Origin of the sequence: Azospirillum oryzae (assembly GCF_008364795.1) — a bacterium.
GTDB classification, from domain to species: domain Bacteria; phylum Pseudomonadota; class Alphaproteobacteria; order Azospirillales; family Azospirillaceae; genus Azospirillum; species Azospirillum oryzae.
Genome location: NZ_VTTM01000002.1, coordinates 397,963 through 413,234, shown reverse-complemented (window position 1 = coordinate 413,234; position 15,272 = coordinate 397,963). Strand labels below are relative to the sequence as shown.

Sequence of the window (15,272 nt, the reverse complement as noted above, 5' to 3'; positions counted from 1 at the left end):
AGCCGTGGACGATCTCAGCCGCTTCAAGCAGACCTACTTCGACGAGAGCGCCGAATTGCTGGCCATCGCCGAGGCCGGGCTGCTGCGCCTCGCCCCCGGCGAGGTCGACATGGACGAGGTGAACGCGATCTTCCGCGCCGTCCATTCGATCAAGGGCGGCGGCGGCGCCTTCGGATTCAACGATCTCGTTGCCTTCGCCCATGAATTCGAAACGGTGATGGACGGCGTGCGCAACGCCGAGATTCCGGTCACCACCGAACTGGTCGACACGCTGATCCGCGCCAACGACCTGCTGGCGCGCCTGCTGTCCCATGCCTCCGACGAGACGGAGGCGCCGGCCGGCACCACCGACGACACCGTCGCCGCGCTCCGCCGCTTCCTGGGCAAGGCCGAAGCGCCGGCGGCGGAGAAAGGGCCCGCAGCGCCGCCCCCCGCCACGCTCTATCCCGACGACGAGGATGACGAGGCCGGCATCTTCGGCGACGCCCTGGCCGCCATCCAGGCCGCCCGCGACGATCCCCCGACCGCCGCGCCATCCGGCCCGGTCCCGGAGGGCAAGGTCCGCTGGACCATCGTCTTCCGCCCGAAGGCCGAACTGCTGCTGTCGGGCAACGAACCGACCTACATGCTGCGCGCCCTGCGTCGGCTGGGCGAGGCGGAGGTGGTCTGCCATCTGGACCAGTTGCCGTCGCTGCGCGACCTCGACGCCGAACTGCTGCACCTGTCCTGGACGGTGACGCTGCTGGCCGACCCGCAGGTCGACCGCGCCCGGATCGACGACGTGTTCGAATTCGTCGCCGACGACTGCGACATCCGCATCAGCGCCGAAGCCCCGCCACCCGCGATCATTGCGCCGGCGGAACCCGCCCCGGCACCTCAAGCGGCTCCCGTCCCGACCGCCGCCAACCTGCCGGAACCGGCCGTTCCCCCACCCCCGCCGGCGACCCCGGCCGCCACCACTTCGGGCTCGGCGAAGCCCGGCGACGGCGCCAAGCGGGCAAATGGCGGCACCGGCGGCGGCGACCATACCGGGCCGACCACCCACACCATCCGCGTCGACCTCGACAAGATCGACCGGCTGGTCAACATGGTCGGCGAGATGGTCATCACCCAGGCGATGATCGCAGAGCATCTGCGCGACCTGCCGCCCGGCCAGTTCCAGGAACTGCTGGAAGGTCTGGAAGGCCTCGCCCAGCACACCCGCGAACTGCGCGAAAGCGTGATGTCGATCCGCGCCCAGCCCGTCTCCAGCGTCTTCTCGCGAATGCCGCGGCTGGTGCGTGAATGCGCCGCCATGACCGGCAAGGAGGTGATGCTGGTCACCTCGGGCGAGACGACGGAGGTCGACAAGACGGTGGTGGAGAACCTCGTCGATCCGCTGACCCACATGATCCGCAACTCCATCGACCATGGGCTGGAAGGCCCCGACGAGCGGGAGCGCATCGGCAAGCCGCGCGCCGGCACCGTGCATCTGTCGGCCGCCCACCGGTCCGGCCGCATCGTGATCGAGGTGACCGACGACGGCCGCGGCATCAACCGCGCCAAGGTGCTGTCCAAGGCGATCGAGAAGGGGCTGGTCCAGCCGGGAGCCAGCCTGTCGGACGAGGAGATCGACAACCTGATCTTCCTGCCCGGCTTCTCCACCGCCGATCAGGTGTCGAACCTGTCCGGCCGCGGTGTCGGCATGGATGTGGTGCGGCGGAACATCACCAGCCTGGGCGGGCGCATCGGCGTCTATTCGACGCCGGGCGAGGGCTCGCGCTTCGTCCTGTCGCTGCCGCTGACGCTGGCGGTGCTGGACGGCATGGTGATCTCGGTGGGGGAGGAGCGTTTCGTCCTGCCGCTGACCAACATCGTGGAAAGCCTGCGGCCAAAGCCCGCCGACCTGCATGGGCTGGTCAACAAATGCGACGTCATGATGGCGCGCGGCGAATATGTGCGGCTGGTCCACCTGCACCGGCTGTTCGGCATCCCCAAGGCCATCGACGACGCCACCAGGGGGCTGGTCGTGCTGGTGGAGACGGAGGACGGCTCCCGCCTCGGCCTGGTGGTGGACGAGGTGCTGGGACAGCAGCAGGTCGTCATCAAGAGCCTGGAAGCCAACTTCCGCCGGCTGGACGGCGTCGCCGCCGCCACCATCCTGGGCGACGGCCGGGTCGCCCTGATCCTGGACGTGGCGGGCCTGCGCGAAATGAGCCGCCACGGCCCCGGCAGCGATCCCGCCGGCCCGTCCGCCACCACCCCTCCCCCGTCCCTGCCCGCCCCCGCGGACAGGTCCGCCCAGCGTCAACGCCAAACGGTTTGAGGCCCAGCGATGAGCAGTTCCACCGCAATCGCCCCCGTCAGCTCCCGCACCGACCTTTCGGCCGCAGGCTCCGCCGCCAACGGGACGGAGGAGCAATATGTGACCTTCACGGTCGGCAGCGAGGAATATGGCGTCAACATCCTGGCCGTGCGCGAAATCCGCGGCTGGACGCCGGAAAGCCGCCTGCCGAATCTCCCCGACTATGTCCGTGGCGTCATCAACCTGCGCGGCATCATCATCCCGATCTTCGACCTGCGCGCCCGCTTCGGCGGCGGCCTGACCCAGGTGACGAAGCGCCATGTCGTGGTGGTGATGCAGGTGGGCGAGCGCACGCGCGGCATCCTGGTCGACGCGATTTCCGACATCCTGGCCATCGGCCATGACGCGATCAAGCCGCCGCCCGACGTCGACAGCGGGCTGATCGACGCCGAGTATCTCAGCGGCCTCTACACCGCCGAGAACCGCATGGTGACCCTGCTGAATGTGGGCAAGCTGTTCGCGGGCGAGCATGTCGATCAGGACGCCATGCCTCGCGCCGCCCTGGAATCGACCTGACCGCGGCAGGCTGCCGAGCCTCCGGTAGGCCAGCCGCAACGAGAAACAATAAAAAGAGGGAACGTCACCGATGGCCACCGACGGTACGATCGCCAAGGCCGGCACCTTCCTCAGCAACATGCGCATCGCCAAGCGGCTGTGGCTGGCCTTCGGCCTGCTGCTGGTGCTGATCGCCGCCCAGTCCGGCACCGGCATCTACGGGCTGGACGGGCTGAACCGCCGCGTCGACGGCGTCATCGCGTCGGGCGACCTCGCCGTCTTCGCCAAGGACCTGGAAAGCCGTCTGGCCGCCGAACGGCTGCAGACCCGCGAGTACATCAACATCGGCTCGACCGAGGCGCTGGACCGGCTGCGCGTCCTGCGCGGCGAGTTCGACCAGGCGATGGCGGCCCGGCAGGCCAAGTTGAAGGGCTCGCCCCAGGCCGCCGCCTTCGCCGAACTGGGCAGCCTGCACACCGCCTACCATGAGCGGTTCGAGGCGGTGCGCGCCGTGCGCGAACGGGCCGACAGCCTGCTGCACGAGCGCATGGACCCGCTGGGCGCCCAGGTGACCAAGCGGCTGGAGGACATCGTGTCCGCCGCCGAGACGTCGGGCGACAAGGACTTCGCCTTCGGTGTGCAGGAGGTGGAGAACCGCTGGCTGATGACCCGCTTCCAGGCCAACCGCGCCATCGGCCTGCGCGACGCCGCCGCCGCGGCGCAGGTCGAGGCGGTGGGCAAGGCGATGAGCGAAAGCATCGCCCGGCTGTCGTCCATGGTCCGCAGCAATGGCGGCCTGCTGGCGGCCCTGCGCGAGATCGACGCCCGCGCCGCCGATTACCGTGCCGCCTTCCGCGACGCGATGGCCGCCAACGACGAGGCGAAGCGGCTGACCGACGACCTCGCCGCCGCCGCCGCCGCGATCAACCGCGCCATCGACGCCATCGTCGCGTCCATCGCCGCCAGCGCCAAGGTGACGGAGGCCGAGGCCGAGACCGAGGCCACCTTCACCATCCGTCTGACGCTGGGTCTTGGGCTGCTGTCGCTGGTGATCGGCATCGTCGCCGCCAACCGCATCGCCGCCTCGATCATCGGGCCGGTCACCGGCATCCGCCGGGTGATGGCCGACCTGACCGAAGGCAAGCTGTCGGTCAGCGTCCCCCACACCGGCCAGCAGGACGAGCTGGGCGACATGGCCCGCGCCGTCGCGGCCTTCAAGGACGAGGCGGTGGAGGCCCTGCGCTCCCGCATCGCGCTGGAACGGGTGTCGGCCAACATCATGATGGCGGACGTCGACGGCCGCATCCTCTACGCCAACGATTCGATCATGGCGATGTTCCGCCATGCCGAGGCGGATCTGCGCGTCTCGCTGCCCGGCTTCGACCCGAACGCGCTGGTCGGCCGCAACTTCGACGTCTTCCACCGCGACCCCAGCCACCAGCGCCGCCTGCTGGCCGACCTGACCCAGACCCACCGCGGCTGGGCCAAGACCGGCGGCCGCACCTTCCAGGTCATCGCCAACCCGGTGGTCAGCCGCCAGGGCGAGAGGCTGGGCACCGTCATCGAATGGCGCGACCTGACCGAGGAGCTGGCGATCGAGGCGGAGATCGGTTCCATGGTGGAGAATGCCGTGCGCGGCGACTTCACCCACCGCATCGCGCTGGACGGCAAGAGCGGCTTCTTCCGGCTGGTCAGCGAGGGCATCAACCGGCTGTCCGAGAACATCGCCGCCGTCACCGAGGAACTCGCCTCGGTGCTGGAGGCGCTGTCGCAGGGCGACCTGACCCGCCGCATCGACAAGCAGTACGAAGGCGTGTTCCAGCGGCTGAAGGACGATTTCAACGGCACGGTCGCCCGCCTGTCGGAGATCGTCCAGCGCATCGACCAGGCCGCCGGCTCCATCGCCGTCGCCAGCCGCGAGGTGGCGGAAGGCAGCCTGGATCTGTCGGAACGGACCGAACAGCAGGCCTCCTCGCTGGAGGAGACCGCGGCCAGCATGGAACAGCTCGCCGCCACCGTGCGCTCCAATGCCGACAACGCCCAGCAGGTCAACGGCTATGCCACCGAGGCGCGCAGCGCGGCCTCGCGCGGCGGCGACGTGGCGACCAGCGCGGTGGAGGCGATGCGCCGGATCGAACAGTCGTCGCAGAAGATCTCCGACATCATCGGGGTGATCGACGAGATCGCCTTCCAGACCAACCTGCTGGCCTTGAACGCGGCGGTGGAGGCGGCGCGGGCCGGCGACGCCGGGCGCGGCTTCGCCGTGGTGGCGCAGGAGGTGCGGCAGCTCGCCCAGCGTTCCGCCCAGGCGTCGAAGGAGATCAAGGCGCTGATCATGGACAGCGGCGGGCAGGTGCGCGACGGCGTCGACCTCGTGCGCTCCGCCGGCAGCTCCCTGACCGAGATCGTGTCGGGCATCGGCCGCGTCGCAGATCTGGTGTCGGAGATCGCGCGGGCGACCGCCGAGCAGGCGTCCGGCCTGGACGAGGTCAACATCGCCATCGCCCAGATGGACGAGATGACCCAGAAGAACGCCGCCCTGGTGGAGGAAAGCACCGCCGCCGCCCGCTCGCTGGAGGAGCAGGCCGACCAGTTGCGCCGCCAGATGACCTTCTTCACCCTGGACCGCCAGTCCGCCTCCCGCCAGTCCGCCTCCCTGAAGTCCGCCTGAGGACGCCACCGGTGCCGCGATGACCGACCGCTCGCCCGCCTTGTCGACCGAACCCGCGACGCTGCGGCGCTCCCCCGCCGCCACACCGGCCGCCCCACCGGCCGCGGTCTTCGGCGGTGCGCGCGAGTTCCGGTTCGAGCGGCACCATTTCGACCTGATCGCCGGGCTGCTCTATCAGCTGGCCGGCATCGCGCTGGCCCCGCACAAGGCCGAGATGGTCTATGCCCGGCTGGCGCGGCGCCTGCGCGAGTTGCGCCTGCCCGATTTCGACGTTTACTGCGCCCTGCTGCAGAGCGACGAGGTGGCGGACGAGATCGGCTTCCTGGTCAATGCGCTGACCACCAACCTGACCAGCTTCTACCGCGAATCGCACCATTTCGACTTCCTCGCCTCCACCGTCCTGCCGGAGGTGCGGGACCTGAACGCCCATCAATCGAAGCCGCGCCTGCGGCTGTGGTCGGCCGGCTGTTCGTCGGGGCCGGAGCCCTACACCATGGCGATGGTTCTGGTCTCCACCATGGGCGCCGATCTGCGCCGCTGGGACGCCCGCATCCTCGCCACCGACATCGACACCCACATGGTGGACACCGCCCGGCGCGGCATCTATCCGCTGTCGGGCGCCACCGGCATCCCGCCACAGATCCGCCAGCGCTTCACCCAGGACACGAGGCTGGACGGCGAACCGGCGGTGGCGATGGGCGAGGAACTGAAGCGCCTCGTCACCGTCAAGCCGCTGAACCTGCTGGAACATTGGCCGATGTCCGGCCCCTTCGACGCGATCTTTTGCCGCAACGTGCTGATCTATTTCGACCGCCGCGGCCGGATGCAGGTGATAGAAAACTTCGCCCGGATGCTCCGCCCCGGCGGATATCTGTTCCTTGGCCATTCGGAGAGCCTGTATGGCGTGTCGAACCTGTTCCGGCAGGCCGGTCCGACGATCTACCGGAGGGACTGAGCGATGAACGCCGCCCCCCTCCCCCGACACGACTCCACACATGCCGTATCCCCCCGCCGTCTGGGCAGCGGGCGCTACTTCAACCAGGAATTCAAGGTCGACACCGTCAAGATCGCACTGGGCCAGCAGGCGGTCAGCAACCGGCCCGACCTGATGATCGCGACGACGCTGGGGTCCTGCGTGGCGGCCTGCATCCACGACCCGGTGCGCGGCGTCGGCGGCATGAACCATTTCATGCTGCCCGACCTGCCGGCGAGCGAACTGGAGGGGGCCGGCGTCGCCGCGCGCTACGGCTCGGTGGCGATGGAGCGGCTGATCAACGCGCTGCTGGCGGCGGGGGCCGAACGCCGGCGCCTGCAGGTCAAGCTGTTCGGCGGCGGCCGGGTCATCGAGTCGAGCTACGACATCGGCGGGCTGAACGGCCGTTTCGCCCTGGATTACGTGCGGACGGAAGGGCTGATGCTGGCGGGCCAGGATCTGGGCGGCGGCTCCGCCCGGCGGCTGCATTACTTCCCCCACAGCGGCCGGGCGCTGCGGCGCCTGCTGCGGCCGGAGGCGGCGGCCGATACCGTCACCCGCGAACGTCGCTTCATCACCCACCTGAGCCAGACCCCCGAGGAAGGCGAGGTCGAACTGTTCGCGCCCGCCGATCCGGGAGGGAGCTGACCGATGCCCAGACCGATCCGTGTCGTCATCGTCGACGACAGCGCCCTGATGCGCGAAATGCTGAAGGACATCCTGAGCCGGGAGGCGGGGATGGAGGTCGCCGGCGTCGCCCGCGACCCCTTCGAGGCGCGCGAGGTCATCAAGGCCACCAACCCCGACGTCATCACCCTGGACGTCGAGATGCCGAAGATGGACGGGCTGTCCTTCCTGGAGAAGATCATGACCTTGCGGCCGACGCCGGTCATCATGGTCTCCTCCCTGACCCGCGAGGGCTCCGACGCCGCCATCCGCGCGCTGGAACTGGGGGCGGTGGACTGCGTCGCCAAGCCCGGCGGCTCCGACGGGCACGGGTTCGAGGCGACGGCGATGGAACTGGTCTCCAAGATCCGCGTCGCCGCCACCGCGCGCCTGACCATGCGCCGTCCGGCCGCCGCGCACGGCGTCCTGCCGACGCCGCGCCGCGCCGGGTCGGGGAAGCGGCTGATCGCCATCGGCGCCTCGACCGGCGGGGTGGAGCGCATCCGCGACGTGCTGGCCGCCATGCCGGCCGATTGCCCGCCCATCGTCATCACCCAGCATATGGGGCCGAGCTACGTGCCCAGCTTCGCGGCGCGGCTGGACCGGCTGTCGGCGCCCACCGTCCGGGTGGCCGCCCATGGCGACCGGCCGGCCCAGGGGCAGGTGCTGATCGCCCCCGGAGACCGCCATCTCGCCATCGTCCGCGACACCGCCGGCTTCGTCTGCCACATCCAGGACACCCCCGCGGTCAGCGGCCACCGGCCGTCGGTCGACGTGCTGTTCGCCTCCGTCGCCAAGGCGGCAGGCGGCAATGCGGTCGGCGTCATCCTGTCCGGCATGGGCCGCGACGGCGCCATCGGCATGAAAGCCATGTTCGATGCCGGCGCCTTCACCATCGGCGAGCAGGAATCGAGCTGCGTCGTCTATGGCATGCCGCGGGCCGCCAAGGAGGCCGGCGCGGTCGCGGTCGAACTGCCGCTCGGCCAAATCCCCGCCGAAATGCTGCGCGCCTTCGACGCCGTCGGCGAGCGCCCCCGCACCGCCTGATCCGACCGGGCATCCGGGCAAGTTTTCCCCGGGCAGAGTTTCCAAGGAGCACCAGTATGTTTACCCCCGCTTCCACCGATGCCGTGCCCGCGACGCCGGACAACTCCCAGGGCGGAAACGCCAAGGTCGCGGTCACTGCGGAGCTTCTGTCGACATGGCTCGGCTTCGCCGATGTGCAGCGCCGCACGCTTGACGTCGTGCAGGGCGAACTGACGCGCACCTCGAACCATGTGGAGGCTTCCACCCTCGACCTGTCGGACCGTTTCCGCGAGCTGGCCCAGAAGGCGCTGGAACAGTCGGAGCGGGTGGCCCAGATAGTCGCCATGGCCGGGTCGGTCGACATCGACGGCGAACGGGTGCCGCTCGACACGCTGGTCGTCGGCATGCAGGACGTCATCACCGACATGGTGACCAACATCGTCACCCTGTCCCGCCACGCCATGAGCATGGTCTATCTGCTGGACGACGTGCAGAAGGATGTGGCCGAGCTGGAGAAGTCGATCGGCGACATCGACGGCATCAACCGCCAGACCAACTTCCTGGCGCTGAACGCCACCATCGAAGCCAGCCGCGCCGGCGAGGCCGGGCGCACCTTCGCCGTGGTGGCGCAGGAGGTGCGGCACCTCTCCCGCTCCACCGGCGAGTTGGCCGAGCGCATGCGCAGCAAGGTCACCGCCGTGGTGAAGGGCGTCCGCAACGGCCATGACATCCTGCGCCAGATCGCCAACACCGACATGTCGCCGCAGATGCTGGCCAAGGAGCGCGTCGACAAGACGATGGACAGCCTGGTGGCGCAGACCAACCATTTCCAGTCGGTGCTGGAAACGGCTGCATCGGTGTCGTCCGACATGTCCGCCACCATCGCCCATGTCATCACCGGCATGCAGTTCCAGGACCTGACCAAGCAGCGGATCGAGGCGATCAACGACAGCCTCGCCATCATGGGCGCCGGGCTGGGAGAGCTGGAAACCCAAATCCGCGCCCAGGTGCCCGCCGGCATCGGCGCGCGGGAGCCGGAGGAATGGCTGAACCAGCTGATGGGCCGATTCACGCTCAGCGAGATGCGCGAGCGCTTCGTCCGCAAATTGCTGCTGGAAGGCACCGCGCTGGACGAGAACGGCGTGCTCGACCTCAATGCCGCAGGGGGAGGCGGCCCCGGCGGTGATATTGAACTCTTCTAGCGCGGTGCGCCCGCCGCCTGTACAGTGAACCACTTTTCCGGAAAGACGGGGCCATGGATTACGGCATAGAAGTGCGCGATCAGGAGGCGGTCGTCCGCCTGCGCGGCCGCCTGACATTCAACGACCATGCAAAGTTGCGGACCCTGATCGGCGAGATGGGGCAGAACAAGCTCAAGCGCCAGGTGCTCGACCTGTCGTCGCTGGAGTTCGTCGATTCCGCCGGCATCGGCATGCTGCTGATCGCGCGGGAGGAGATGGACCGCGCTGCCAAGCAATTCGTTCTGCGGGGCGCCGCCGGTCAGGTGAAGCGGGTGCTGACCGTGGCGCAGATCGCCAAGATCGTTCCGATGGAGGACTGATCCCGGTGAGCGACGGGACGACCCAGAGCGCGGCCGACAGCGCGGCCCGGGGCGCGGCCGGGACGGTCGGATGCCGCACCCGCTTCGCCGGCCTCGCGGCTCCGGGGATGCCGGCCGAACGGCTTGGGCGGCTGGCTCAGGCTCTGGGTCTGGCCCCGGTTGCAGAGCCCGCCGGGCCGGCGGCGCTGGCTGTCCTGCTGACCGGAGCGGACCCCGGCAGCGATGCCGACGAGCTGTGGCTTCCCCCGGTCGCCGCCTGGATCGAGCCGCCGGACGGCAGCGATGCCGCCGGGCTGGTCCCGCTGCTCGCCGAAGCGACGGGCAACGACCTCTACCTCAACCTGACCACCGCGACCGCCCATGATCTCCAACTCGGCGGGCGGCTGCTGGCCGCGCTGAACGCGCGCCATCGGCTGGACGGGGACCGCCGCGACGATCTGGAGCTGGCCCTGCACGAGGCGGTCAGCAACGCGCTGGTCCATGGCAACCTGGGCGTCGCCGGCATGAAGGAGCTGAGCGCGCAGGAACTGGAACGCTTTTCCCGCGACCTGGGCGATCGTCTGGCCGACCCGACCCTGGCCGCCCGGCGCATCATCATCGCGTTGCGGATCGATCCTGCGGAAGATGGCCCGACGCAGAATGGACCGACGCAGAATGACCGCGCGCTGGCGACGGTGGAGGTCACCGACGAAGGCGCCGGCTTCACCCCCGGCCCGCGCATCAGTTCCGGCGCCTCCGGCCGCGGCCTCGACCTGATCGGCAACATCGCCGAAGAGCTGGAGATCGGAAATGGCGGCCGCAGCATCCGCCTGAGGTTCCGGCTGTGACCGCGGCGGGATGGCATAGCCCCGGCTGCGCGGCCGTGTCGGCGGCGCCGGACGGGTTTGCCGATCCGCAGCGACCGGACGGCCGTGCCTGCGACTGCCAGGAACCCGACTGCACCATTCTCGATTGCCCGATCCTGGTGGTGGACGACACCGCCTTCAACCGCACCCTGATCGGCGCCTTCCTGGCCGAAGCCGGCTTCCGCAGGGTCTCCTTCGCCGCAAGCGGGCTGGAGGCTCTGGCGATGATCGAGGCCGCTCTCCCCGACCTGCTGATCCTCGACATCATGATGCCGGGAATGGACGGGTTCGAGGTCTGCCGCCGCCTGCGCGCCATGCCGGAGACCGCCGACCTGCCGATCCTGGTGCAGACCGCGCTGTCGTCCGGCGAGGACCGCAACCGCGCCTTCGCCGCCGGCACCACGGATCTGGTGTCGAAGCCGCTGGAGCGCACCGAACTGCTGGCCCGCGTGCGCATCCATCTGGAAGACCGGGTGCTGATCCGCCGCCTGCAGGCCTATCGGGCGCGGGTGGAGGCGGAACTGTCCATCGCCCGGTCGATGCATGAGCACCTGCTGCCGACCCCGGCGCAATGCGACGCGGTGGCCGCCGCCGCCGGCTGCCGCCTGCGGGCCCACAGCGCGATCTCCCCCCATCTCGGCGGCGACCTGTGGGGGCTCCTGCCGCTCGGCGGAGGGCGCTTCGGCGTCTATCTGCTGAATGTCGCCGGCCGCGGGGTTTCGGCGGCGCTGAACGCCTTCCGCCTGCATACCCTTCTGCAGGAGCTGGGGCCCATCCACGGCCATGATGCCGCCGGCCTGCTGACCGCGCTGAACGACCGCGCCGCCGGGCTTCTGGCAGCGGGGGAAAAGGCGACCATGACCTATGGGGTGGTGGACGGCGGGGCCGGCCGCTTCATCCACGCCTCGGCCGACGGCGCCCCGCCGATGATCCTGGATGATGACGGCGGGCCGCATTTCGGCCTGGCCACCGGCCTGCCGATCGGCATCGCCCCCGGCACCCGCTATCGCAGCGAAATGATGGAGCTGCCGCGCGGCGGCGTGCTGGCGCTTTACTCCGTCGCGGTGCTGGAAGCGCTGGACGCCGGCGGGACCGGAATCGGGCTTGGCTGGATGATCGCCCGCGCGGTGGCGGAAGGCGAGGGTTTCGACGCGGTGGTCCGCTCGCTGGGCTTTGCCCTGGGCCAGGCCAGCGGCGACGACCACACCTTGCTGTGGATCGAGCGGGAGACGGCGCCATGACCGGTTCCCCGCCACCCGGACTGCTGCCGATAGAGACGCGCGATGCCTTCGACGGGCTGGCCGGCGCCCGTGTGCTGGTCGTCGACGACAACCGCATCAACCGCCATCTGCTGCTGGCATTGCTGGAACGCGGCGGCATCACCCTGATCGAACAGGCGGAGGACGGGCACGACGCCCTGGTCCGGATCGAGCGGTTCAAGCCCGACCTCGTGCTGCTCGACCTGATGATGCCGCAGATGGACGGGTTCGAGATGTGCCGGCGCCTGCGCGCCGATCCGCGCTGGAAATCGCTGCCGGTCCTGGTGCAGTCAAGCCTGAACCGGGCGGAGGATCGCGCCCGCGCCTTCGCCGCCGGGGCGACCGACTATGTCACCAAGCCGATCAACGCGGTGGAACTGCTGGCCCGCGTCCGCATCCATCTGCGCAAGCGCACCATGCTGCGCGACCTGCAGCAGTATCACGGCCGCACGGAAGCCGAGCTGGAGCTGGCCCGTGCCATGCAGGCCCGGATGCTGCCCGGCCCCGACCGGCTGGCGGAGCTGGAGGCGGCGACCGGCATCGCCATCCATACCCATTTCGCCCCCTCGTCAGAGCTGGGCGGCGATTTCTGGGGAATCAATCGGCTGCCGGATGGCCGGGTGGCAATCTATCTGGTTGATTTCTCCGGCCATGGCGTCGGTGCGGCGCTGAACACCTTCCGGCTGGACGCCATCTGCCGCCAGATCGGCAGCACGGAGTTGAGCCCGGCGGAGTTCCTGGCCGCCGTGAACCGCCGGCTGTGCGGGCTGCTGCCCTGCGGCCAGTTCGCGACGATGCTGACCGGCGTGATCGACCCGGCGGCCGGCCTGTTCCACTATGCCTCGGCCGGATCGACGGCGCCAATGATGTGGCATCCCGGCGACGAGGCGCCGCGGTTGGGCGACGGCAGCGGCCTGCCGCTCGGCCTGCTGGCGTCGGCCAGCTACGACAGCCGCCTGATGCCGATGCCGCCCGGCGCCCGCCTGTTCCTCTACTCCGACGCCGCCATCGAGATCCCGATCGGCGGCGAGGACAGCCACGAGGTTCTGGACGAATACGGCCTCGCCACCCTGTTCGCCCGCCGACTGCAGGAGCCGGACGACGCCGCCCTGCTGTCCGGCCTGCTCGGCGACCTGAACGCGACCGGCCCCATCGACGACGACCTGACGGCGCTGCTGCTGACGCGGCGGAAATAGCACTGCATGCGGGAGGAACCGCATTGGCAGGCGACCAGCTGAAAAGCAAAAAGGCCGCTCCCGAGGGAGCGGCCTTTCGCGTTCGGCGGGAGCCGACCGATCAGCGCGAGTAGAACTCGATGACCAGGTTCGGTTCCATCTGGACCGGGTACGGAACGTCGGCCAGCAGCGGGGCGCGGACGAAGCGGCCCTTCAGCGCGCTGCTGTCGACTTCCAGGTAATCGGGGATGTCACGCTCGCCGGAAGCGGAGGCTTCCAGGATCAGCGCCATCTGCTTGGACTTGGCGCGCACCTCGACGGTGTCGTTGTCCTTGATGCGGGCCGACGCGATGTTCAGGCGGCGGCCGTTGACCAGGATGTGGCCGTGGTTGATCAGCTGACGCGCGGCGAACGGGGTCGGCGCGAACTTCATGCGGTAGACCACCGCGTCCAGACGGCGCTCCAGCAGGCCGACCAGGTTCTCGCCGGTGTCGCCCTTGCGGCGGACGGCCTCGGCATAGATACGGCGGAACTGCTTCTCGCCGATGTTGCCGTAATAGCCCTTCAGCTTCTGCTTGGCCATCAGCTGCAGACCGTAGTCCGACGGCTTCTTGCGGCGCTGGCCATGCTGGCCCGGGCCATACTCGCGCTTGTTCAGCGGGCTCTTGGCACGGCCCCACAGGTTGACGCCAAGGCGGCGGTCGATCTTGTACTTGGACTCTTGACGCTTGCTCATAACTCTCAGGCCTCGTTGGACACGAGTTGATGTTGTCCCGGTAGTTCCATCCGCCCTGTTACAGGCGGCGGACGGGGCGTCAAAGATTGCGCGCGCCCGCTTTCCCAGGAGGTGAAGGCGCGCACAATACCCATTGGCGCCGCCGAGTCAAGCCCGACGGCATATCCGGAACTTCTTGCGCCCTCCCATCCTTTTGCGCTCCCTTTCCCGGCACCGCAAGCTGCAGGCAGGAATGGCGCGATGGAACGGGTGGAGTGCGTGGTCGTCGGGGCGGGCGTGGTCGGGCTGGCGGTGGCGCGGCGGCTGGCACGGGCCGGGCGCGAGGTGATCGTGCTGGAGGCGGCGGACGCCATCGGCACCGGCACCAGCTCGCGCAACTCCGAGGTCATCCATGCCGGAATCTATTACCCCACCGGCAGCCTGCGCGCCCGGCTGTGCGTGCCCGGCCGCGACGCGCTCTATGACTATTGCGCCGCCCATGGGGTCGAGCATCGCCGCGTCGGCAAGCTGATCGTCGCGACGGAGGAGAACCAGTTGCCCAAGCTGGCGGCGATCCGCGCCCAGGCCGCCGCCAACGGCGTCACCGACCTGACCGAGATCGACGCCGCCACCGCACGGGCATGGGAGCCCAACCTGCGCACCGTCGGCGCCCTGCTGTCGCCCTCCACCGGCATCATCGACAGCCACGGGCTGATGCTGGCCCTGCTGGGCGACGCGGAGGAGGCCGGGGCGATGCTGGCGCTGCTGAGCCCGCTGACGCGCTCGCACCGCACCGCCACCGGCTTCGAACTGGAGGTCGGCGGGGCGGAGCCGATGCGCATCGCCTGCTCCACCCTGGTCAACGCCGGGGGCTTGGGCGCCTGGGGCGTGGCGCGCGGGCTGGAGGGTCTGGACGCCGTCCATGTGCCGCCGCGCGTGCTGGCGAAGGGCAACTACTATGCGCTGGCCGCCGGCCGCTCCCCCTTCTCGCGGCTGGTCTATCCGGTGCCGGTGGAGGGCGGGCTGGGCGTGCACCTGACGCTGGACCTCGCCGGACAGGCCCGGTTCGGTCCCGACGTGGAATGGCTGGGCGATATGGAGGGCAGCGTTGATTACGCCGTCGATCCCGCCCGTGCCGACTCCTTCTACGGCGCGGTGCGCGCCTATTGGCCGGGTCTGCCGGACGGCGCGCTGGTGCCGGCCTATTCCGGCGTGCGGCCGAAGCTGAGCGGGCCGGGGCAACCGCAGGCCGACTTCCTGATCCAGGGGCCGGACACCCATGGGGTGGACGGTCTGGTCAACCTGTTCGGCATCGAATCGCCCGGTCTGACCTCCTGTCTGGCCATCGCCGACGCGGTGGCGGTGGCGCTCGGCGAGGCGCCTGAAATTCTTAACCATTCCTGAGGCTCACAGGGTTCTTGACCGCGACCTCGGCTCTCCCAATCTATAGGCATGGCGGTGCCGGCCGATGCTGGGCCGCCGACCCGCCGGGCGCCGGAAACGGGCCCATCTTTCGCAACTCGCTCCCGTCGTGAGGAGGAT

Annotated in this window: 12 protein-coding genes and 1 pseudogene; 12 read left to right on the top strand and 1 reads right to left on the bottom strand. The window is 69.7% G+C overall.

What is annotated here, in order from left to right:
* Positions 1-4: 4 nt before the first annotated feature.
* From FZ938_RS07900 to FZ938_RS07850, 11 genes and pseudogenes are all read left to right on the top strand, one after another.
* Positions 5-2,305, top strand: coding sequence for a chemotaxis protein CheA (locus FZ938_RS07900; protein ID WP_149198025.1), 2,301 nt, complete (start codon positions 5-7; stop codon positions 2,303-2,305).
* A gap of 9 nt (positions 2,306-2,314) precedes the next feature.
* Entirely contained in the window at positions 2,315-2,860 is a 546-nt protein-coding gene (locus FZ938_RS07895; protein ID WP_149198024.1) for a chemotaxis protein CheW, read from the top strand.
* A 70-nt stretch (positions 2,861-2,930) separates the two neighbouring features.
* Positions 2,931-5,510, top strand: a complete 2,580-nt coding sequence (locus FZ938_RS07890) for a methyl-accepting chemotaxis protein (protein WP_149198023.1) — start codon at positions 2,931-2,933, stop codon at positions 5,508-5,510.
* A gap of 19 nt (positions 5,511-5,529) precedes the next feature.
* Complete coding sequence (locus FZ938_RS07885) at positions 5,530-6,465, top strand: CheR family methyltransferase (RefSeq protein WP_149198022.1); 936 nt, start codon at positions 5,530-5,532, stop codon at positions 6,463-6,465.
* Positions 6,466-6,468: 3 nt separating this feature from the next.
* Positions 6,469-7,131, top strand: a complete 663-nt coding sequence (locus FZ938_RS07880) for a chemotaxis protein (RefSeq protein ID WP_149198021.1) — start codon at positions 6,469-6,471, stop codon at positions 7,129-7,131.
* Between the two features lie 3 nt (positions 7,132-7,134).
* Positions 7,135-8,196 carry a protein-glutamate methylesterase/protein-glutamine glutaminase gene (locus FZ938_RS07875; RefSeq protein ID WP_149198020.1) on the top strand — a complete coding sequence of 354 codons (1,062 nt, stop codon included), beginning with the start codon at positions 7,135-7,137 and terminating at the stop codon, positions 8,194-8,196.
* Between the two features lie 500 nt (positions 8,197-8,696).
* Positions 8,697-9,377 (top strand): annotated as a pseudogene (locus tag FZ938_RS31505) (methyl-accepting chemotaxis protein); the annotation flags it as partial.
* A 53-nt stretch (positions 9,378-9,430) separates the two neighbouring features.
* Positions 9,431-9,736 (top strand): STAS domain-containing protein, encoded by a 306-nt coding sequence (locus tag FZ938_RS07865; protein ID WP_085090120.1) that lies wholly within the window; start codon positions 9,431-9,433, stop codon positions 9,734-9,736.
* 5 nt (positions 9,737-9,741) lie between these two features.
* A complete protein-coding gene (locus tag FZ938_RS07860; protein ID WP_246457716.1) occupies positions 9,742-10,563 on the top strand; it encodes an ATP-binding protein in 822 nt (273 codons plus the stop codon).
* Complete coding sequence (locus tag FZ938_RS31335; protein ID WP_281399666.1) at positions 10,560-11,822, top strand: fused response regulator/phosphatase; 1,263 nt, start codon at positions 10,560-10,562, stop codon at positions 11,820-11,822. The genes FZ938_RS07860 and FZ938_RS31335 overlap by 4 nt, the downstream gene beginning before the upstream one ends.
* Positions 11,819-13,036 (top strand): PP2C family protein-serine/threonine phosphatase, encoded by a 1,218-nt coding sequence (locus tag FZ938_RS07850; protein WP_149198019.1) that lies wholly within the window; start codon positions 11,819-11,821, stop codon positions 13,034-13,036. The genes FZ938_RS31335 and FZ938_RS07850 overlap by 4 nt, the downstream gene beginning before the upstream one ends.
* Positions 13,037-13,136: 100 nt before the next feature.
* On the opposite strand, the gene rpsD is transcribed toward FZ938_RS07850, so the two are convergent.
* The gene (gene rpsD, locus FZ938_RS07845) at positions 13,137-13,751 is read right to left on the bottom strand and encodes a 30S ribosomal protein S4 (RefSeq protein WP_014248629.1); all 615 of its coding nucleotides are present in this window, start codon (positions 13,749-13,751) and stop codon (positions 13,137-13,139) included.
* Between the two features lie 240 nt (positions 13,752-13,991).
* Here rpsD and FZ938_RS07840 point away from each other — a divergent pair, with 240 nt between their 5' ends.
* Positions 13,992-15,134, top strand: a complete 1,143-nt coding sequence (locus FZ938_RS07840; protein WP_149198018.1) for an NAD(P)/FAD-dependent oxidoreductase — start codon at positions 13,992-13,994, stop codon at positions 15,132-15,134.
* Positions 15,135-15,272: the final 138 nt, after the last annotated feature.